The organism is Streptomyces sp. NPDC005374 (assembly GCF_042872225.1).
Taxonomy (GTDB): Bacteria; Actinomycetota; Actinomycetes; order Streptomycetales; family Streptomycetaceae; genus Streptomyces.
In genome coordinates this window covers 198244-218445 of record NZ_JBIAKA010000017.1, presented here as the reverse complement: position 1 = coordinate 218445, position 20202 = coordinate 198244, and the positions used below count along the sequence as shown (strand labels likewise).

The window sequence follows — 20202 nt, the reverse complement described above, 5'->3', positions numbered from 1 at the left end:
GGCGCCTCATGTGTTGGCCGCGTAGTCCTTCGCGAGCTCCGCCGCCATTGTGTCGCCGCCCTGAGCACGCCATTTCTTGACCACCCCGTCCCACTCCGACAGGGGCAGCCGCCCGGCGACGATCCCGGTCACGGCGTCGTCGAGCATCGCCTTGAGCGTGGTGCCCTGGGCGTTCCTGGTCCGGGACTGCAGCCCGAAGGAGGCGTCCCGGATGGCGAGCGGCACCACCTTCTGCTGCCAGGCGTGCAGGGCCCGTACGGCATCGGGCATGCCCGGCACGAACAGCACCTGGGGGCCTTCGGCGAGGTACTTCCACGGCAGGTTGGTGTTGTTCTCGACCTCGCCGAGCTCGGTGGGCACGGGTGAGCCGTCCTTGCCGCGGGTGAAGTGGGTGCCCTCGACGCCGTAGTGGACGAGCTCCCATTCCTGGCTGCCGAAGGGGGCGGCGAGGTAGTCGAGGATGCGCAGGAGCAGCTCGACGCGTTCCTTCTTGGCCTTCTTCAGGACGGTGTAGCCGAAGGAGCGGCGGGCGGCGACGATCCCGCCGGGCTCCCCGCCGACGCTGTACGGCAGTGCGGCGGCCGGGGTCAACTTGCCCTGTGTCTCACGGTACTTGGGCAGGTAGGCGCCGAAGCCGTCCTGCATCGATCCGACGGTGCCGTTGTAGAAGAGGGTCGTCAGGTCGATCTGGGAGACGGAGGTGGCGTCGGGGTAGTAGGAGCCGTTCTTGCGGAGCTGGGCCTGGAAGGCGATGGCCGCCTTGTAGCGGTCGTCGGCGCAGCCCGGCTGGAAGGTGCCGTCCTTGGCGACCGCCCAGTTCTGGGGCGCGTTGTGGGCGGAGGAGTGCACGGCGTTGCCGAACAGGGAGCCCTGGGCCGCACCGAGTGCGTAGGTACGGCCGCTGGTCGCCCGCTTCGCCACGGCCGCGAAGTCCTCGGAGGTCCAGCCCTCCTTCATTCCGGCGTCGGCGAACATGCCCTGGTTGGTCCAGAGGGTGGAGCCGGGCAGCGGGCGTTCCAGCGGGATGCCGTAGACGCGGCCGCCGATGCGGCCCATGTCCTTCCAGGCGTGGGTGGGAATGCCCGCGAGGTTGGGATAGTCGGCGACGGCCTCGCCGGAGAGGTACGGCGTGAGGTCCTCGGCGCGGCGCTGCACGAACTCGGCCTCGCGGGGCAGGACGAAGCCGGAGAACATGTTGATGATGTCAGGCAGGGCGTCGGCGTCGCCCGCCATGACGGTGGCCATCTTCTTCTGGTAGTCGGCCTGGGAGATGATCGTGTACTCGATCTTCACACCCAGCGCCTTCTCGACGGCGGCCCAGAACCGGTTGGCAGAGGCCGGCTTGGGCGGGGTGCCGAAGGACACCGACATGACCTTGACGGTGGAGCCGTCGCCGGGGGTGCGGGCGACGGACCTGACGAGGTCGGTGGGGTAGGCGGTGTATCCGGCCTGGACGCCGGCCTCGGTGGCGGCGAGGTCCGGCTTGGGGCCGCTCGCGGGCTTGTACGCCGGCCAGGGGGCCAGCTTCTTGCCCGCGTTGGAGACGTCGCTGTCGCCGGATCCGGTGGAGCAGGCGGTCAGCACACCGGGGACGGAGACCGCGGCCGCGGACAGCAGCAGGGTGCGTCGGGACAGGCTGGGCATGGATGGATCACCTCGTGTCGGCTTGAGTGAGCTCGGGTCAGCTCTTGATGGCGCCGGTGAGCACGCCCTTGGTGAAGTACTTCTGGAGGAAGGGGTAGATCAGCAGGATCGGCACGGTCGCGATCACCAGGACCGCCATCTGCACGGTCTGCGGGGCGGTGACGGTGCCCTCGCCGGTGGTGGCGTCGGTGAGCCCGGAACCGGCCACCACGTAGGTGCGCAGCACCTGTTGGAGGGGCCAGTGGTCGCTCTCCAGGTAAAGCGAGGCGTAGAACCAGGAGTTCCAGTAGGCCACCGCGTAGAAGAGCCCCACGACGGCCAACGCGGCCTTGGACAGCGGCAGTACGACGGAGACGAGGACCCGCAGGTCGCCCGCCCCGTCGAGGCGCGCGGCCTCGTACAGCTCCTCGGGGATGCCCTGGAAGAAGCCGCGCAGGACGACCAGGTTGAAGACGTTCACCAGGACGGGCAGGACCAGCGAGGCGTAACTGTCCAGCAGGCCCAGCTCCTTGACCAGCAGGAAGCTCGGGATCATGCCGGGCGGGAAGAGGAAGGTGAACAGGACAAGCAGCAGCACGGGCCGGCCGCCGAGGACGCCGGGGCGGGCGAGGGCGTAGGCGAGGGTGACCGTGCACAGGAGGCTCAGCAGGGTTCCGACGACGGTGACGCCGACGCTGACGCCGAGGGCGTGGGTGACGATGCCGCCGTCGAGGATGTCTCGGTAGGCCTTCAGTGAGGGGTCCGTCGGCCACAGCACCCAGCCGCCGTTGGCGACGACCTCGTCGGTGGAGGCGAGCGAGGTCGACACGATGACGAGGAACGGCACGCACACCAGCAGGACGACGACGGCCAGGGCCACCGCCTTCGCGGCCTGCGTGACGGGCCTCGGCCGCTCCATCCAGCCGGGCCGGTTGGAGGGACGCCGACCTGGTGGGCGCCTGACAGGGTTGCGCCGTACGGGAGTTGACGGGACCGGGCGGACGGGGGTGCGGGAACCGGCGCTCACTTGTAGACCCCCTGCTCGCCCAGGCGGTGGGCGACCTTGTTGGCGGCGTAGACGAGGAGGGCGCCGACGACGCCCTTGAACAGCCCTGCGGCTGCGGCGAATCCGTAGTCGCCGCCGACGATGCCCCGGTAGTAGACGAAGGTGTCGATGATCTCGGAGGCCTCGGGGCCGACCGCGTCGCGCTGGAGCAGCATCTGCTCGAAGCCGACGGAGAGGATGTCGCCGAGCCGCATGATCATCAGCAGCACGATCACCGGCCGGATGGCCGGCAGGGTGACGTGCCAGAAGCGCCGCCAGGGTCCGGCGCCGTCGATCGCGGCGGCCTCGTACTGCTGCTCGTCGACCTGCGCGAGGGCGGCGAGGAAGATGATCGTGCCCCAGCCTGCGTCCTTCCAGATGACCTGCGCGACGACGAGCGGCTTGAAGGCGTCGGGGTTGCCGATGATGTCGACGGTGTGCAATCCCATGCCGTCCAGGCCGGAGTTGAGCAGTCCGGTGTCGCCGAGCAGTTGCTGGAAGAGCGCGACGACGATGACCCACGAGATGAAGTGCGGGAGATAGGCCACCGACTGCACGAACCGGCGCACGCTGCTCCAGGTGAGGCTGTGCAGCAGCAGGGCGAGGCCGAGCGGGACCGGGAAGTAGAACACGAGCTGGAGGACGGCGATCCAGACGGTGTTGAACACCGAGTCCCAGAACGCGGTGTCCTCGAACATCCGCTGGAAGTTGGCGAGTCCGGTCCAGGGGCTGCCCCACAGCCCGTCGAAGGGGACGTACTCCTTGAACGCGATGACGTTGCCGACCAGCGCGCCGTAGTGGAAGAGCAGGAAGTAGGCGAGGCCGGGCAGCATCAGGAGCAGCAGAGCCCGGCTCTGGAAACCTTTTCTTCGGACAACTGCCAAGGTGCTCCCTCTTCCCGGGTCGATCTGGGCGAAGAGGAAGTTAAAACGTTTTCATGCATGGGTCAACAGTTCTGACAAAGGTGGGTAGTTGAAGCACGTCAGAGCGGTGCCCGAACAGTCGGCGGTCGATGAAAACGCTCTCAGTGAGCTGTGGACCGGCGGGCCAGGAGGACGCTCACGACGGCCACCCACACGCCCGCGAGCATGAAGGCGAAGAAGCCGACCCAGGGGATGAAGACCAGGACGCCGAGGGCGACGGCGGCCCAGCTCAGCCAGCGCGGCAGGGGCGAGTCGGCGACGCGGACCGTGGCCAGGCCCGTGGCCAGCAGCATCAGGCCCATACCGGCGACGAACGGGATGAAGAAGTCCTCGTTGACGGCGTTCAGTGCCTGGAGCGCCGGACCGGAGGCCGAGGACTTGTCCGCGAGGTCCAGCAGGGCCAGGGTGAGGGCCGCTCCGACCAGGAAGCCCGCGGCGAGCAGCACGCCGCCCGCGAGGACGACGCGGTGCAGCCAGCCGCCGCCGGACGGGAGGGCGTCGCGGACCACGCGGGCCAGGCAGGCGGCGAAGAAGACGAACAGGACCGCGGCGATGGCCAGGAGATACAGGCTCACCCCGACCTGCGCCCGGTGGTCGTCGTAGAACGACCTGACCTCGCGGCCAGAGGCGCCGACCCCGGGGGTGTCGCCGAACAGGAGGAAGCCGACGACCGTGATCACCACGGCCACCAGACCGGTCAACGGTGCGACGCGCATGGGGACCTCCTACGCCCCCCTGCGGTGCCTGCCCCTCGTATCCACGGTCCCAGAGGTACGGCCATTGCGCCATCCGGGTGGGTACGGGTGCCCCGGCCCATGGTCCGCCCTCAGCCGCGCCGCCTCGCCAGCGCCACCCCTCCCCCGCCGGCCACGAGCAGGACGATCGCCCCGCCGGCGATGTACGGCGTCAGGGAGCCGCCTCCGGTCTCGGCCAGGCCCGCCTCCTCGGCGGGGCCGCCCTGCGGTTCGACGTCGTCCGCGGGAGCCGTTGACGCCGGTGGCGCCGCCGGTGCTTCGCAGCTCACCTTCGCGAGGGTCAGGGTGCCCTCGACCACGGCCACGTTCAGCTTCAACGGGTTGACGGAGACCTTGAGTTCGAGCGCGGTCGCGGCGGCCGTGCGCGAGGTCGTCATGCTCTTCGACAGGTCGAGGCGGACCTCGCCGACACCGGGCACCTTGACGTCCGTCGGGCCGCCGGCGGTGACCGTGACCTTCTTGCCGAGCACCGTCACCGCGCCGGGCAGGTTCGAGGAGGCGGTCGGGGCCCTGCCGGCCTCGCAGGTCGCTCTTGAGGTGACGCCCTCGATCTCGATGAGCGAGAGCAGCGGCAGGCCCGGCACGTGGAGCTTGGCGTGGGTGAGCCGGGTGGAGGCCTCGGCCTTCGCGCCGGTGACCGTCGCCATCGCGTCGGCGGCCTCGGCGTCGAGCACGCGGAACGGCTGTCCGCCGTCCACTCCGTCCAACTCGGCTGTCAGCGCGGTCCGTCGGGCACTCCGCGGCGCCTGGACCTCGTTGAGGGCGACCGCGAGCGGGATGTTCGCGCTCTTGTCGAGCAGGGAGACGTCCAGCCCGGTGCGCAGGACGACGGCGCTCGCGCGCCCCTGGCCGCCGGTCGCGTGCGCGGCGGTCGCGTGCGCGGCGCCCGCGCCGGTCAGCGCCATGGGACCGGCGGCCAGGGCGGTGGCCGCGGCAACCGTGGCGAGACGGCGTGCGGGCATGCGGAAGTTGGTGCTGTTCAAGGTGGTGGGCTCCCCAGAGAGACTCGCTTGGGACCTCGAAAGGATGTCGCACCGTTGGCCGTTCGACAGCGTTCCCACGGGAGTTCACACGATCGTGGCGCATCCGGGCACGCTTTCGACTCCGCTGCCACAAAAGGGAGTTGCACGAACGGGAGTTGCGGATGTCAGACGACGAGCCCGTTCAGCACCACCCGCACCGGGTCCGCGAGGACGCGGACGTCCGCGCGGGGGTCCTGCGCGTACACCACGAGGTCGGCCGGCGCGCCCTCCTCCAGGCCGGGGCGCCCCAGCCATGTCCGGGCGTTCCACGTCGTCGCCGACAGGGCGTCCAGCGGGGGGATGCCGGCCGTCACCAGTTCCGCGACCTCCGCCGCCACCAGGCCGTGCGGGAGGGTGCCGCCCGCGTCGGTGCCGACGTAGACCGGGATGCCGGCGTCGTAGGCGCCCCGGACGGTGTCGTAGCGGCGTTCGTGCAGGCGCCGCATATGGGCGGACCAGCGGGGGAACCTGGACTCGCCGCCCTCCGCCAGCTTGGGGAAGGTCGCGATGTTCACGAGGGTCGGGACGATCGCGACGCCCCGGGAGACGAAGAGGGGGATCAGGTCTTCCGTGAGACCCGTGGCGTGTTCGACACAGTCGATACCCGCCTCGACCAGGTCCCGCAGGGAGTTCTCGGCGAAGCAGTGCGCGGTGACGCGGGCGCCGAGGCGGTGGGCCTCCGTGATCGCCGCCTCGACTGCGTCCCTGGGCCAGCTGGGGGCCAGGTCGCCGGCCTCGCGGTCGATCCAGTCGCCCACCAGCTTGACCCAGCCGTCTCCTCGCCGGGCCTCCTGGGCGACGTACGCGACGAGGTCCTCGGGCTCGATCTCCCAGGCGAAGTTCCTGATGTAGCGGCGGGTGCGGGCGAGGTGACGGCCGGCCCTGATGATCTTCGGGAGGTCCTCGCGGTCGTCCACCCAGCGGGTGTCGGAAGGTGACCCGGCGTCGCGGATCAGCAGGGTGCCGGCCTCCCGGTCGGCCAGGGCCTGCTTCTCGGCCACCTCCTGGTCGACGGGGCCGTGCGCGCCCAGGCCCACATGGCAGTGCGCGTCCACCAGGCCGGGCAGCGCCCAGCCCGACACCGTGCGGATGTCGCGGGCGGCGACGGGACGGTCGTAGGAGATCCGCCCTCCGACCACCCACAACTCGTCCCGGACGTCCTCCGGGCCGGCCAGGATCCGGCCCTTCACGTGCAGCACCGTGTGATCGCTCATGCACGGCACCCTAGGGCCTGTCGTCACTCCACCCAGGGTGGTGGTCCCTCGAAGGCGATCTGGTGCACGTCGAAGAGGACCGCCGCCTCGACGCCGAGAGCGGGTCCGCCCTGCCGGGCCGCCCAGGTCAGGAAGGGGCGCGGCTCGAAGGCTCCCGCTCCGAGGCCCTTGGTGTACTCGGCGTGCGCGGTCAGCGAGGCGATGCCCCGCTCCAGCGGTTCGCCGGTGACGTCCACGCCGTGGGTGGGATGCGCGGAGCCGGCCACGGCCACGAAACGGACCCCGCCCCAGGGTTCGAGGCCCTCGTCGGCGAGTTCGGGGAAGACCCACCGGTTGCCGGCGTCGCGTGCCGCGTCGAGCGCGGCCAGGCCCACCACGCGGTGGTCGGCCTGGTTGACCACACCGGCGACCATCCGCACGGTGAAGGCCCCCGTCACCACCACCTCCGGCCGGTGCCTGCGGATCGCCCGCACGATGTCGCGGCGCAGAGCCGGGCCGCCCTCGACCGTGCCGTCCCGGTGGTCGAGGAACTCGACCGTGTCCACGCCCACTTCGCGTGCTCCGGCCCGCTCCTCGGCCTCCCTCAGCGGGGCGGCCTCGTCCGGGTGCAGCCCGTCGATGCCCGCCTCGCCGCGGGTGACCAGCAGGTAGCTGACGGTCTTGCCCTGGGTCGTCCAGCGGGACACCGCGGACGCCGTCCCGTACTCGATGTCGTCCGGATGCGCCGCCACGGCCAGACAGCGCTCCCAGTCCTCCGGCAGCGGGGGCAGTGTGCCGCCCGCCGCGAAGCCGCCCGTGTTGTCGAGAGTCGTCATGCCCGAATGATGACGGTTATCGGACTGTGATGGACAGGGGAACGTATGTCCGTTTCAGGTGTCGTTCTCCTCCACGTCGGCCATCGCGGGATCAAGGAGGCGGGAGAGGAAGTGCCGGGTGCGCTCGTGGCTGGGGGCGCCGATGACCCGGTCCGGGGTGCCGTCCTCGACGATCGCTCCGTCGTCCATGAAGACGACCCGGTCGGCGACCTCGCGGGCGAAGCTCATCTCGTGGGTGACGACCATCATCGTCATGCCCTCCCGGGCGAGCATCCGCATGACCGCGAGCACGTCACCCACCAGCTCCGGGTCCAGGGCCGACGTGGGCTCGTCGAAGAGCATCACCTCGGGGCCCATGGACAGGGAACGGGCGATCGCGACCCGCTGCTGCTGGCCGCCGGAGAGGGAGGAGGGGTAGGCGTCCGCCTTCTCGGCGAGACCCACGCGTTCCAGGTTCTCGGCGGCCACCTGCGCGGCCCGCGCCTTGCCCCGTTTGAGGACCCTGCGCTGCGGCAGCGTGAGGTTCTCGGTCACGGTGAGGTGCGGGAAGAGGTTGAACTGCTGGAAGACCATGCCGATACGGCGGCGCACGGCGTCGATGTCGACGTCGGGGTCCGTGAGTTCGGTGCCGCCGACGAAGACCTGCCCCTTCGTCGGCTCCTCCAGGAGGTTCACGCACCGCAGCAGCGTCGACTTCCCCGAGCCCGAGGGACCGATCACGCAGACGACCTCGCCCCGGCCGATCTTCAGGTCGATGCCCTTGAGGACCTCGTTGTCGCCGAACGACTTGTGCAGGCCGCGTACTTCGATCTCCGGACGCCGCGCAGTGGACTCCTCGCTCATTTCACGGCCTCCCCGGCCTTCGCCTCCATACGACGGACCACGAACCCGAGCGGGATCGTCACCAGCAGATAGCACAGGCCGGCGACGAGGATGGGCGTGGAGTTGGCGGTCGTGCTGGCCAGGTCACGGCCGTACTTGGACAGTTCGCGCTCCTCCAGGGTGACGCCGAGGAACAGCACCAGCGACGAGTCCTTGAAGAGCAGCACGAGTTCGTTGGTCAGCGGCGGCAGGATGATCCTGAACGCCTGCGGGACGACGATCGAGATCATGGCCCGGGCGGGCGAGAAGCCCAGCGAACGGGCCGCCTCCAACTGCCCCTTGGGCACCGCCTGGATGCCCGCACGGATCGTCTCCGCCATGTAGGCCGCCGCCACCAGACCGAGGGCGAGGGCGACCTTGCCGTACGTGCCGCCGATGATCTCCGTGCCCGGGAACGCCAGTGGCACCGCGACGCCGATGAAGATGAAGATCAACAGGGCGGGCAGGCCGCGGAAGATCTCGATGTACACACCGGCGAACCAGCGGTACGGGCCGACCGACGACAGCCGCATCAGCGCGATGACCATGCCGAGTGCGAGTCCGACGACGAAACCGGACAGCGTGTAGAGCACGGTGTTCTTCAGCGCCAGTGTGATGACGTCCGGGAACATCTGGTCGGCGATGTCGGCCTGCGCGAACTGGTTCTTCAGCCGCCCCCAGTCCGCCGAGACCGCGAAGGCGATCACGACGCCGACGAAGACGACGTACTGCGCGCCGCGGGACAGGCTGCGCTTCTGACGCCGGGTCAGTCCCTTTTTGCGGGGCTGGAGTTGTGTGTCCGCCGCCGTCATGAGGCGGAGGGGGACGCGGCCGACTCGTCGTACGGGCCGATCCACTTCTCGTACAGCTTCTTGTACGTGCCGTCCGACTTCGCGTCCGAGATCGCCTTGTTGACGGCGGCCAGCAGCTTGGTGTTGCCCTTCTTCACCGTGAAGCCGTACTCCTCACCGGTGTTGATCTGCTCGGCGAGCTGGAAGGCGTCGGCGTTGGCCTTGGTCTTCAGCCAGCCCTGGACGACCGGGTAGTCGATGACGACGGCCTTGACCTGGCCCGCGCGCAGGCCGTTGAGGACGGCGTCGGAGGACTCGAAGGAGACCGGGTCGAAGCCCTGCCCCTTGACGTAGTCCTCACCGGTGGTCTGCGCCTGCGCGCCGAGCTCGGCCTTCTTCGCCTTGGCGTCGGCGAGCGAGGTGATCCCGCTGCCCTTGGCGACCAGGAGGGCCTGGGTGGCGTCGAAGTAGGGGTCCGAGAAGTCGACGTTCTTCTTGCGCTCCTCGGTGATGGTCATGCCGGCCGCCGCCAGGTCGCATCCGCCGGAGTTGAGGAGGGCGCCGGTCTTGAAGTTCTCGAAGGGGGTGTCGAGGATCTTCTGCTTCACGCCGAGGTTCTTCGCGACCAGGTCGATCATCGAGACGTCGAAGCCCTGGACCTTGCCGTCGATCTCCGACTGGAAGGGCGGGTACGGCAGGTGGGTGCAGGTGGTGAGCTGTCCGGCCTTGACCAGTTCGACCCCGCCCGCGGCGGTCTTCGAACCGCTGCCGCCGTCGTCGGTGGAGGTGCACCCGGAGAGGGCGACAGCGACGAGCAGGAACCCGGCCGTCGCGGTGGTGGCGGACAGGACGCGGGTCCGGCGCCCGGAGCGGTTGTTCACGGGAGGCCTCCTGTGGGGGAACTGTGGGTTCCGATTATAAGGAGAAGTTTGGGTCTCTCAAATCAAACCGATGGTTCCGAGGCCGTTCAGCCTAAGAAGTCGCCAGTCAATGAGGGGGCGCCCCAGAGGGCTACCCTCGATCACCTCTACCCCGGCAAGCGAAAGAGCACCGTCGTGACGCACCCCTTCCTGGATCTGGCCCCGCTGAGCGCGGCGCAGTTCGCCTCGATCGAGGACCGTGTGGCGCGGCTGCTGCGCACCGAGCAGGACGTCGTGGTCATGCAGGGCGAGGCGCTGCTGCCGCTGGAGGGCGCGATTCGCGGTACGGCCGGTCCGGGTACGACCGCGCTGAACGTCGTCACCGGCCCGTACGGGCAGACCTTCGGGGACTGGCTGCGGGACTGCGGTGCGACCGTGATCGATCTCGCGGTGCCCTTCCACACGGCGGTGACGGCGGAGCAGGTCTCGGCAGCCTTCACGGAGCACCCGGAGATCGACTTCGTGTCGCTGGTGCACGCGGAGGCGGCGACCGGCAACACGAATCCGGTCGCGGAGATCGGGGAGGTCGTACGGCGGCAGGGTGCGCTGTTCTATCTGGACGCGGTCGCCTCCGTCGGGGCCGAGCCGGTGCTGCCGGACGCGTGGGGTGTCGACCTGTGCGTGATCGGGGCGCAGAAGGCGATGGGCGGGCCCGCGGGTGTGTCGGCGGTGTCGGTGAGCGAGCGGGCGTGGGCGCGGATGGCCGCGAATCCGGCGGCGCCGCGACGGTCGTACCTCTCCCTTCTCGACTGGAAGGAGCGCTGGATCGACGGCGGCCGCAAGGCGCTGCTGCACGCGCCCGCCCAGTTGGAGATGCTGGCGCTGGAGGCGTGCGTCGAGCGGATCGAGGCGGACGGTCTTGACGCGGTGATGGGCCGGCACCGGGCGGCCGCCGCGGCGACCCGGGCGGGGGCGCGGGCGCTGGGCGGGGGGCTTGAGCCGTACGTCCACGCGGATCATGAGGCGGCTCCCGTCGCGACCACGCTTCGGGCACCGGCGGGGACCGTCGCTTCGGAGCTGGTGTCGCGGGCCCTGTCCTCCGACCCCGCGTTGCCGCTGGCCGCGGGCGGGGGTGCGTTGGCCAAGGAGATGATCCGGGTCAACCACTACGGGGTGGACGCGACGCGGGGAGCGGTACGGGCGAGCCTGGCGGCGTTGGGGGCGGCGCTGGCTGAGCAGGGGCTCACGGTGGATGTGGAGGCGGCGCTCCGGGGCGCGGACACCGCCTGGCACTGACCGCCTCGACGCGCCGCCCCCGGCCGTCGTCCAGCTGCCGCGCCGTCGTGGCCGGTCGCGCAGTTCCCCGCGCCCCTGGGAGGGCGCCCGACCGCACCGCGCACGGTCGACGGGCGACTGCCGCGCCGTCGTGGCTGGTCTTGCGCAGTTCCCCGCGCCCCTAGAGAACGCGCCCGACCGCGCGGTCATGGCTGGTGTCGCGCAGTTCCCCTCGCCCCTGGCTGGGCGGACTTGCGCTCGCGGCTGAACGGGGGCGGCGGGCAGGGGGCGCTGGCAGGCTCGGGGCATGACGACGCATACGCTTCCCGACGGCCGCCCCGTTCCCCTGTTGACCGGTGACGAACGACCCATGCTGGAGAGCTGGCTCGACTTTCACCGGGCCACTCTGGAGGTCAAGTGCCGGGGGCTCGGCGACGCGCAGGTGCGGGTCGCGTCCGCCGAGCCGTCCGCGCTCACGCTGCTCGGGCTCGTGCAGCATCTCGCCGAGGTGGAGCGGAACTGGTTCCAGCGGGTGGCCGGCGGGCTCGACGTGCCGACCGTGTACGAGGAGGAGAGCGGGTACGTCCTCGATCCGGGTCGTGGGCTCGACGAGGCGCTCGCCGTCTGGCGGCGGGAGATCGCGCGGGGGCGCCAGGTGTGCGCCGGGCGGTCGCTGGACGAGGTCGGGCTGATCGTCGACGGACCCATGCGCGGGCTCGAGGTCAGTCTGCGGTGGGTGCACATTCACATGATCGAGGAGTACGCGCGCCACAACGGACATGCCGACATATTGCGGGAACGCATAGACGGGGTTACCGGAGCATAATCCGGAGAGTAATTCCGGAGTTTATCGAAGAACAGCTTCCCGTATTCTTCTGCCCGCTTTCCTCCAACCTAAACGCAAAGATTCTGCGAACGCGAACCGGAGGAATTCGGGTGGATGTCATGGGGGTTACACGGCTGTGACGCGTTACACATCTTGATCAATTTGCCCCTTATTTGCGGGTCATAACTGGACAGAACAGTCGACTCTCGCGCGTTCGTACGCGCCCGCGTGATAACACAGGAAGCGCGCGTCCGTAACCCCACCCGGCGATGCAATTTCGAATTTCCCTCGGTAAATTCAATTCGCATGACTGCCGCACAAGCAGACCTGCAAATCGACCGGCCGACGGTCGCGGACGGAGCCGCACTCTGGCGGATCGCCCGCGACTCGAAGGTCCTCGACCTGAACTCGTCGTACAGCTATCTGCTGTGGTGCCGCGACTTCGCCGCCACCTCGGCCGTCGCACGGAACGAGAACGGGGAGCCGGTCGGCTTCATCACCGGGTACGTCCGCCCGGACCGGCCCGGCACCCTGCTCGTCTGGCAGGTGGCGGTGGACTCGGCGTACCGCGGCCGCGGACTCGCCGCCGCCCTGCTCGACGGGCTGACCGCGCGGCTCGCCGCCGAGCGCGGGCTGACCGCCGTCGAGACCACCGTCACGCCGGGCAACACCGCCTCCGAGCGGCTGTTCACGTCGTTCGCCGAACGCCGTGGCGCCGCCCTGGAGCGCGAGGTGCTGTTCGACACGAGCCTGTTCCCCGACGGGCCGCACGACCCCGAGGTCCTCTACCGGATCGGTCCGCTCTCCCCCTGACGACCGACCACCCCGCACTCCCCCTCCCCTCACGCCCCCGCACTCTCCCCCACGCACCCGAGGAGCGATTCGTCGTGACCATCACCCAGCCCGACCTCAGCGTCTTCGAGACCCTCGAGTCCGAGGTACGCAGCTACTGCCGCGGCTGGCCCACCGTCTTCGACCGCGCGCAGGGCAGCCGTATGTACGACGAGGACGGCCACGCGTACCTGGACTTCTTCGCAGGCGCCGGTTCACTCAACTACGGCCACAACAACCCCGTGCTGAAACGGGCGTTGATCGACTACTTGGAGCGCGACGGCGTCACGCACGGGCTCGACATGTCGACCACCGCCAAGCGGGCCTTCCTGCAGGCCTTCCAGGACCACATCCTGCGGCCGCGCGACCTGCCCTACAAGGTGATGTTCCCGGGCCCGACCGGCACCAATGCCGTGGAGTCGGCCCTCAAGCTGGCCCGGAAGGTCAAGGGCCGCGAGTCCATCGTGTCCTTCACCAACGCCTTCCACGGCATGTCGCTGGGTTCGCTCGCGGTGACCGGCAACGCCTTCAAGCGGGCCGGCGCCGGTATCCCGCTGGTGCACGGCACGCCGATGCCGTTCGACAACTACTTCGACGGCGCCGTCGAGGACTTCCTGTGGTTCGAGCGGCTCCTGGAGGACCAGGGCTCCGGGCTCAACAAGCCGGCCGCCGTGATCGTGGAGACCGTGCAGGGCGAGGGCGGCATCAACGTGGCCCGCAAGGAGTGGCTCCAGGCGCTCGCCGCGCTGTGCGAGCGGCAGGACATGCTGCTCATCGTCGACGACATCCAGATGGGCTGCGGCCGCACCGGTGCCTTCTTCTCCTTCGAGGAGGCGGGCATCGTCCCGGACATCGTCACCGTGTCCAAGTCCATCAGCGGCTACGGCCTTCCGATGTCCCTGTGCCTGTTCAAGCCGGAGCTGGACATCTGGGAGCCGGGCGAGCACAACGGCACCTTCCGCGGCAACAACCCGGCCTTCGTCACCGCCACCGCCACCCTGGAGCAGTACTGGGCGGACGGTTCCGCGATGGAGAAGCAGACCAGGCAGCGCGGGGAGCAGGTCGAGCAGGCCCTCATCTCCATCACCGAGGAGAACCTCGCCGACGTGAAGGAGTACCGCGGCCGCGGGCTGGTGTGGGGCCTGGAGTTCCACGACAAGGCGCGCGCCGGCAAGGTGGCGCACCGCGCGTTCGAACTCGGGCTGCTCATCGAGACGTCGGGCCCCGAGAGCGAGGTCGTGAAGCTGCTTCCGGCGCTCACGATCACCCCCGAGGAACTGGACGAGGGCCTGAGCGTCCTGGCCCGTTCCGTCCGGGAGACCGTCTGAGATCCCGTCTCAGCGAACCGTCCAACTAGGAGGCATCGCAGCACCGTGATCGTCCGTTCGTTCAAGGACATCGAAGGCACCGACCGGCATGTGAAGGCCGCGTCCGGCACCTGGGAGAGCAAACGCATCGTGCTCGCCAAGGAGCGGGTCGGTTTCTCCCTGCACGAGACCATCCTGTACGCGGGTACGGAGACGTCGATGTGGTACGCGAACCACGTCGAGGCCGTCGTCTGCGTCGAGGGCGAGGCCGAGCTGACCGACCACGAGAGTGGGCAGACCCACTCGATCACGCCCGGGACCATGTACCTCCTGGACGGGCACGAGCGGCACACGCTGCGGGTGAAGGAGGACTTCCGCTGCCTCTGCGTGTTCAACCCGCCCGTGACCGGCCGGGAGGACCACGACGAGAACGGCGTCTACCCGCTGCTCACCGAACCCGACCTCACCGCATCCGAGGAGGTGTGACCGCATGACCACCACCGTCACCGATCTCTACCCCAGCCGCGGCGCCACCGAGGTGTCGACCCCCCGCAAGGACCCGGTCCTCTGGTCGTCGCCCGACACACCGGGACCGATCGCCACGGGCGAGCTCGAGTCCTTCGAGCGCGACGGCTTCCTCGCCGTGGACCAGATCATCGGCCCTGACGAAGTACCCGTCTACCAGCGCGAGTTGGAGCGGATCATCAGCGCTCCGGAGATCCGCGCGGACGAGCGCTCGATCATCGAGCCGCAGTCCAAGGAGATCCGGTCCGTCTTCGAGGTGCACAAGATCAGCGAGGTGTTCGCGAATCTGGTGCGTGACGAGCGGGTCGTCGGCCGGGCCCGGCAGATCCTCGGCTCGGACGTCTACGTCCACCAGTCGCGGATCAACGTCAAGCCCGGCTTCGGGGCCAGTGGCTTCTACTGGCACTCCGACTTCGAGACCTGGCACGCCGAGGACGGCCTGCCCAACATGCGCACGGTGTCCGTCTCGATCGCGCTGACCGAGAACTACGACACCAACGGCGGCCTCATGATCATGCCGGGGTCGCACCGCACCTTCCTCGGGTGCGCAGGGGCCACCCCGAAGGACAACTACAAGAAGTCGCTGCAGATGCAGGACGCGGGCACGCCGTCGGACGAGGCGCTGACCGAGATGGCCTCGCAGTACGGCATCAAGTTGTTCACGGGCAAGGCAGGTTCGGCCACCTGGTTCGACTGCAACTGCATGCACGGCTCAGGGGACAACATCACGCCGTTCCCGCGCAGCAACGTGTTCATCGTGTTCAACAGCGTGGAGAACCAGGCCGTCGAGCCGTTCGCGGCTCCCGTACGGCGTCCCGAGTTCATCGGCGCGAGGGACTTCACCCCGGTGAAGTAGCCCTGTGCCACGGTGAGTTGACCCTCACAGCCACGACAGCGACGCGGCCCGCTCCAGTACGTTCCCTGCGGCGGCCGCGTCGCCCGTGGTGTGTCGGGGCACGGTGTCCGGCGCTTGCCGCCCGCCCACCAGCAGGCAGAAGTCGACGGGGTCCAGGGTGAGTTCGGCGGCCACGGGATCGCTCTGCGACCCCAGGACCCACTGCTCACCGCTCATGGCACCGCCTCCGGCACCGCCCTTGAACGCCAACAGCACCGGTGCCGCCCCGGCCCCCAGGACCGTGCCGAGAATCCGTACGGCCAGTCGCACCAGCTGCCCCAGATGCTCCTCGGGCGGTGGCGGAACGGCCAGGCCCAGGGCGCGGCCGATGTCGTCGGTGTGGATCCACGCCTCGAAGGCGCGCGCCAGGAAGTGCTCGGTGACGGGCAGCCTGATCCCCATCGACAGCGCGGTACCGGCGGCGAGTTCGGGGTCGAGGGCGTACGGGGTGCCGAGCAGCGCGGCCGCCTGCGCGGACCAGTCGGCGACGGTCTCCTCGGGGGTACGGCCGTACTCGTGGGCGATCACCTCGGCGCTGCGCCGGTCCCAGGCGTCCGACCAGTTCGCGTCCTCGTCGATCCGCGCGCCCGGCACCCGGGCGTCGATGCCGAGCCGTACGGCGAGGTGCTCGTCGGCGGCGAGCAGATGGGCGACGGTGGCGTGCACGTCCCAGTCGTGCACGACGGGGGTGGACCAGCGCCCCCGCATCTCGGGCAGCAGTGCCTCGATGCCGGCGACGGCGGCGGCGTAGGGGGCGGCGTGCCGGGCTACGCGGAACGGGGCCGGGCGGGCGCGGAAGGCGCCGGTCAGGAGCGTGTCGAGGGGGGACGCGGCGGCGGACGGCGGCTCGTCGAGCGGCGGGCCGTCCAGCAGCTGTACGGTCTCGCGCAGCCGTTCCGCCTCGGCGGCGCAGCTCTGGCACGCGGCGAGGTGGAGCAGGAGCGTCCGCTCGTCGGCCGGTTCCAGGGCGCCGAAGGCCCAGGCGGCCAGCAGGTCGCGTGCGTCGTCGTGATCGGTCACCGCTCGCCCCCTTCCCCGTGTTCCCCTGCCGCCATCATGCGCCCTTCTCCCACACCGGGTCGGGTGGGTCGGCCAGACTCTCGGCCAAGGTGCGCAGCGCGGTGCGCAGCCGGGTCTTCGCGGTGCCCTCGGGGATGCCGAGTTCGACGGCTGCCTGCCGGTAGGTGCGGCCCGCGAAGTAGGCGAGGTGCACCACCTCCCGCTGGGGTTGCGGGAGTTCGGCGAGTGCGGTGTGCAGCAGGAGGGAGCGCTCCCGGTCGACGACGGCCTCGGCGGGGCCGGGGGCGGAGTCCGGGATGGTGTGCAGCGCGAGGTCGTCGGCGCGGGCGTCCTTGCGGTGCCGGGCCTCGCTGCGCACCCAGTCGACGGCCCGGCGGTGCGCCAGCAGCGACAGCCAGGTGCGCAGGCTGCCCCGGCGCGCGTCGAAGGCGTACGGCCTGCTCCACAGCTGCGCGAAGACCTCCTGCGCCACGTCCTCGGCGGCGGCCCCGCTGCGGGTCACGCGTACCGCGACCGCCCGCACCAGCCCGCCGTACGCGCCGTACGCCTCGGCCAGCGCGGACTCGTCGCCGTACACCAGCCGCCGGTGCAGCTCCGCGTCTGCGGGTCGCTGCACGGACCTCGTCCCGCCCGTGGACTCCACGGCACCACCACCCCTTGGTGCCCTTCCTAGCGTCCCGGGCGGTCCGGCGCCAGCGGTTCAGGGAGACAGGGCGTCCAGAAGCCGGTCGACATCCGCGGCCGTGTTGTAGAGGTGGAAGGAGGCGCGCAGGTTGCCGGCACGGTTGGACACCTCGATGCCCGCGGCGCTCAACTCGGGTTGTTGTCCGCCGAGTCCGGGCACGGACACGATCGCCGAGCCGGGGGCCGGCAGGGGTTCGCGGCCGAGTTCGGCGAGTCCGGCGCGGAAGCGGTCCGCGAGGGCGAGGTCGTGGGCGCGTACGGCGTCCACGCCCAGTTCCTCGAGGAGTTCGAGGGAGCGACGGGTTCCGGTGTAGGTGAACAGGGCCGGGCTGACGTCGAACCGGCGGGCGGAGTGGGCCAGTTCGGCGACGGGGCCGTAGCAGCTGTCCCAGGGGACCTCGCCCGCGACCCATCCGGCGAGCACCGGCCTCAGGTCGCCGAAGTCCTCGGGTACGACGAGGAAGGCGGCGCCGTGCGGGCCGAGCAGCCACTTGAAGGTGGTGCAGACGGTGTAGTCGTACGACTGCGCGTCCACCGGGAGCCAGCCCGCGGCCTGCGAGAAGTCGACGTAGGTGCGGGCGCCGTGTTCGGCCGCCGCCGCGCGCAGGGCGGGCAGGTCGGCGATCCGGCCGTCGGCGGACTGCGCGGCGCTGACCGCGACGAGGGCGGTGCCGGGGCGGACGGCGTCGGCGAGCCGTTCCAGCGGCACGATGCGGACCTTGAGGTCGCCGCGGGTGTGGAAGGGGTTCACCACGGAGGTGAAGTCGTCCTCGGCGGTGAGGACTTCGGCGCCCGCGGGCAGCGATGCGGCGACGACACCCGAGTGGGTGGAGACGGAGGGCCCGGCCGCGACCCGGCCGACCGGGACGCCCGCGAGAGCGGCGAAGCTCGCGCGGGAGGCCTCCACGTCCTGGAACAGCGGGTCCAGCGGCCTGCCCTCGGCGCGGATCAGCGCGGCCTCGTGGAGGGCGGTCACGGTACGGGCGGGGAGCAGGCCGCTGCTCGCGGTGTTGAGGAAGGTGTTCTTCGGGGTGAACTCGGCGCGGACGAGGCTCTCGAAGGTCTCCATGGGTCCACTGTGGGGCCGGGAGACCTGTCGGTCCATTGCGATTTTCTACGGGGTTCCGCCAAGGAACGCTTATACGTCCGCGCCGACCTGCGTGTTCGTCAGTGCTGCTGCGGCACGGCGCACCCGTCGGGGCCGCAGGCCTCCGCGCTCGCGTCGCCCTGGTCGATCAGCTTCAGCGGGGAGCGGTTGCCCCAGGCCTGGGTGAGGGCCTGGGTGAAGACCTCGGCGGGCTGGGCGCCGGAGATGCCGTACTTGCGGTCCAGGACAAAGAAGGGGACGCCGTTCGCGCCGAGCTCGGCGGCCTCGCGCTCGTCGGCGCGGACGTCGTCGGCATAGGCGGTGGGGTCGGCGAGGACCCCGCGGACCTCGTCGGCGTCGAGGCCGGCCTCGACGGCGAGGTCCACGAGCCGTTCGTCGCCCTCGCTGAACAGGGACCTCTCCTCGGCGAAGTTGGCACGGTAGAAGATCTGGACGAGCTCGTCCTGCCTGCCCTGCTCCTTGGCGAAGTGCAGAAGCCGGTGCAGGTCGAAGGTGTTGCCGTGGTCGCGGTCACGGGTGCGGTAGGCGAGGCCCTCGGCGGCGGCCTGGCTGCCGAGGTTCTCCTCGCCGGCCTGGGCCTGCGCCTGGCTCATGCCGTACTTCTTGCTGAGCATGGCGAGGACGGGCTGGACGTCGGCCTTGTCCCGGCCCGGGTCCAGCTCGAACGACCGGTGGACCACCTCGACACCGTCACGGTACGGGAAGGCCTCCAGCGCCTTCTCGAAGCGGGCCTTGCCCACATAGCACCAGGGGCAGGCGATGTCGCTCCAGATCTCGACGCGCATGTCTTCGGCTCTCTCCAGGTCGACGGGTACGGAGACACCCTCCGCTGAGTCCATGAACGTTCAAGCAGCGGGTTCCATTCCCGGCAGGGACGTGCCGAGCCGGCTGAACTGTGTGCGGTACGCGCTCGGTGTCAGACCGGTCCGCCGGACCAGGTGGCCGCGCAGGGAGTCCGCCGTGCCCAGACCGCAGGCGCGGGCCACCTGGTCCATGGGGAGGGCGGTCGTCTCCAGGAGTTCCTTCGCCCGCTCGATCCGCTGGTGCAGCAGCCACTGGAGGGGGCTCACGCCGCTCTCCGCGTGGAAGCGGCGGGTCAGTGTGCGCACCGAGACCCCCGCGTGCCGGGCCAGGTCGGTGAGGGTCAGCGGCTTGTCCAGGTTGCGCATGGCCCAGCCCCTGGTGTCCGCGCAGGCCGTGCCCCGCTCCGGGGGCAGGGGGGTCTGGGTGAACTGGGTCTGGCCGCCGGGGCGGACGGGGGCGACCAGGGCCAGGCGGGCGACCTCGTTGGCGACGGCGGCGCCGTAGTCGGTGCGGATGATGTGCAGGCACAGGTCGATACCGGCGGCGTAGCCGGAGGAGGTCAGGACGGAGCCGTCCTGGACGTAGAGGACGTCGCCGCACAGGTCGACTCCGGGATGGCGGCGGCGGAGCTCCTCCGCGTGCTGCCAGTACGTCGTGGCCCTGCGTCCGTCCAGCAGCCCGGCCTGCGCCAGCGCGAAGGCGCCGGTGCAGAGCGACGCGATCCGCTTGCCCGCGGCGGCCGCCGCGCGCAGGGCCGCCTCGGTGCGCGGGTCGGCGCCGTAGAGCGCTCCGGTTCCGGCCACGAGCACCGTGTCCGCGTCCCGCACGACGTCCAGCCCGTGCCGTACGTACAGGTCGAGCCCTCCGGTGGTCGGGACCGGTCCTGGTTCCGGGGCGCAGATCAGGACCTCGTAACCGGGGTACCCGTCGACCTCGACCTTGTCGAACAGCAGCTCGGGAATGGCGAGGTTGAACATCGAGACGGGCGCGGGGGCCACGACGGCGACACGGCGCATGG

The 20202-nt window shown here is 70.4% G+C and carries 21 protein-coding genes; 6 read left to right on the top strand and 15 right to left on the bottom strand.

Annotation, left to right across the window (positions count from 1 at the left end; all coding sequences use genetic code 11):
• Positions 1 to 6: 6 nt before the first annotated feature.
• The 10 genes from ACFYRX_RS35995 to ACFYRX_RS35950 form a co-directional block, all read right to left on the bottom strand.
• Positions 7 to 1644 (bottom strand): sugar ABC transporter substrate-binding protein, encoded by a 1638-nt coding sequence (locus tag ACFYRX_RS35995; RefSeq protein WP_389109269.1) that lies wholly within the window; start codon positions 1642 to 1644, stop codon positions 7 to 9.
• 37 nt (positions 1645 to 1681) lie between these two features.
• Positions 1682 to 2542: a carbohydrate ABC transporter permease gene (locus ACFYRX_RS35990; RefSeq protein WP_389109267.1), complete on the bottom strand. Its 861-nt coding sequence runs from the start codon at positions 2540 to 2542 to the stop codon at positions 1682 to 1684.
• A gap of 104 nt (positions 2543 to 2646) precedes the next feature.
• On the bottom strand, positions 2647 to 3501 hold the full coding sequence (locus ACFYRX_RS35985) for an ABC transporter permease (RefSeq protein ID WP_389109343.1): 855 nt from the start codon (positions 3499 to 3501) through the stop codon (positions 2647 to 2649).
• Between the two features lie 191 nt (positions 3502 to 3692).
• On the bottom strand, positions 3693 to 4307 hold the full coding sequence (locus ACFYRX_RS35980; RefSeq protein ID WP_389109265.1) for a hypothetical protein: 615 nt from the start codon (positions 4305 to 4307) through the stop codon (positions 3693 to 3695).
• A gap of 110 nt (positions 4308 to 4417) precedes the next feature.
• Positions 4418 to 5329 (bottom strand): SCO1860 family LAETG-anchored protein, encoded by a 912-nt coding sequence (locus ACFYRX_RS35975; RefSeq protein ID WP_389109262.1) that lies wholly within the window; start codon positions 5327 to 5329, stop codon positions 4418 to 4420.
• 164 nt (positions 5330 to 5493) lie between these two features.
• Complete coding sequence (locus ACFYRX_RS35970) at positions 5494 to 6582, bottom strand: amidohydrolase family protein (RefSeq protein WP_389109260.1); 1089 nt, start codon at positions 6580 to 6582, stop codon at positions 5494 to 5496.
• A 23-nt stretch (positions 6583 to 6605) separates the two neighbouring features.
• Complete coding sequence (locus ACFYRX_RS35965; RefSeq protein WP_389109257.1) at positions 6606 to 7397, bottom strand: PIG-L deacetylase family protein; 792 nt, start codon at positions 7395 to 7397, stop codon at positions 6606 to 6608.
• Between the two features lie 54 nt (positions 7398 to 7451).
• Positions 7452 to 8240, bottom strand: coding sequence for an amino acid ABC transporter ATP-binding protein (locus tag ACFYRX_RS35960; protein ID WP_389109254.1), 789 nt, complete (start codon positions 8238 to 8240; stop codon positions 7452 to 7454).
• Positions 8237 to 9070, bottom strand: coding sequence for an amino acid ABC transporter permease (locus tag ACFYRX_RS35955; RefSeq protein WP_389109251.1), 834 nt, complete (start codon positions 9068 to 9070; stop codon positions 8237 to 8239). Before ACFYRX_RS35955 ends, ACFYRX_RS35960 begins: the two co-directional genes overlap by 4 nt.
• On the bottom strand, positions 9067 to 9930 hold the full coding sequence (locus tag ACFYRX_RS35950) for a transporter substrate-binding domain-containing protein (RefSeq protein WP_389109248.1): 864 nt from the start codon (positions 9928 to 9930) through the stop codon (positions 9067 to 9069). Before ACFYRX_RS35950 ends, ACFYRX_RS35955 begins: the two co-directional genes overlap by 4 nt.
• Positions 9931 to 10104: 174 nt before the next feature.
• On the opposite strand from ACFYRX_RS35950, the gene ACFYRX_RS35945 reads away from it, so the two are divergent.
• The 6 genes from ACFYRX_RS35945 (at position 10105) to thpD (ending at position 15529) form a co-directional block, all read left to right on the top strand.
• Positions 10105 to 11205, top strand: a complete 1101-nt coding sequence (locus ACFYRX_RS35945) for a pyridoxal-phosphate-dependent aminotransferase family protein (protein WP_389109245.1) — start codon at positions 10105 to 10107, stop codon at positions 11203 to 11205.
• Between the two features lie 286 nt (positions 11206 to 11491).
• Complete coding sequence (locus ACFYRX_RS35940) at positions 11492 to 12010, top strand: DinB family protein (RefSeq protein WP_389109244.1); 519 nt, start codon at positions 11492 to 11494, stop codon at positions 12008 to 12010.
• Positions 12011 to 12316: 306 nt separating this feature from the next.
• Complete coding sequence (ectA, locus tag ACFYRX_RS35935; RefSeq protein WP_389109241.1) at positions 12317 to 12823, top strand: diaminobutyrate acetyltransferase; 507 nt, start codon at positions 12317 to 12319, stop codon at positions 12821 to 12823.
• 74 nt (positions 12824 to 12897) lie between these two features.
• Positions 12898 to 14169, top strand: coding sequence for a diaminobutyrate--2-oxoglutarate transaminase (gene ectB / locus ACFYRX_RS35930; protein ID WP_389109239.1), 1272 nt, complete (start codon positions 12898 to 12900; stop codon positions 14167 to 14169).
• Between the two features lie 45 nt (positions 14170 to 14214).
• Complete coding sequence (locus ACFYRX_RS35925; protein WP_389109237.1) at positions 14215 to 14634, top strand: ectoine synthase; 420 nt, start codon at positions 14215 to 14217, stop codon at positions 14632 to 14634.
• A 4-nt stretch (positions 14635 to 14638) separates the two neighbouring features.
• The gene (thpD, locus tag ACFYRX_RS35920; RefSeq protein WP_389109234.1) at positions 14639 to 15529 is read left to right on the top strand and encodes an ectoine hydroxylase; all 891 of its coding nucleotides are present in this window, start codon (positions 14639 to 14641) and stop codon (positions 15527 to 15529) included.
• Positions 15530 to 15553: 24 nt separating this feature from the next.
• On the opposite strand, the gene ACFYRX_RS35915 is transcribed toward thpD, so the two are convergent.
• The 5 genes from ACFYRX_RS35915 to ACFYRX_RS35895 all read right to left on the bottom strand — a co-directional run bounded on the left by ACFYRX_RS35915 (position 15554) and on the right by ACFYRX_RS35895 (position 20200).
• Positions 15554 to 16588: a maleylpyruvate isomerase family mycothiol-dependent enzyme gene (locus tag ACFYRX_RS35915; RefSeq protein ID WP_389109232.1), complete on the bottom strand. Its 1035-nt coding sequence runs from the start codon at positions 16586 to 16588 to the stop codon at positions 15554 to 15556.
• Between the two features lie 34 nt (positions 16589 to 16622).
• Positions 16623 to 17231 (bottom strand): RNA polymerase sigma factor, encoded by a 609-nt coding sequence (locus ACFYRX_RS35910; protein WP_389109230.1) that lies wholly within the window; start codon positions 17229 to 17231, stop codon positions 16623 to 16625.
• 57 nt (positions 17232 to 17288) lie between these two features.
• The gene (locus tag ACFYRX_RS35905) at positions 17289 to 18341 is read right to left on the bottom strand and encodes an aminotransferase class V-fold PLP-dependent enzyme (RefSeq protein WP_389109227.1); all 1053 of its coding nucleotides are present in this window, start codon (positions 18339 to 18341) and stop codon (positions 17289 to 17291) included.
• Between the two features lie 98 nt (positions 18342 to 18439).
• On the bottom strand, positions 18440 to 19165 hold the full coding sequence (locus ACFYRX_RS35900) for a DsbA family oxidoreductase (protein WP_389109341.1): 726 nt from the start codon (positions 19163 to 19165) through the stop codon (positions 18440 to 18442).
• 60 nt (positions 19166 to 19225) lie between these two features.
• Positions 19226 to 20200: a GlxA family transcriptional regulator gene (locus ACFYRX_RS35895; protein ID WP_389109224.1), complete on the bottom strand. Its 975-nt coding sequence runs from the start codon at positions 20198 to 20200 to the stop codon at positions 19226 to 19228.
• Positions 20201 to 20202: the final 2 nt, after the last annotated feature.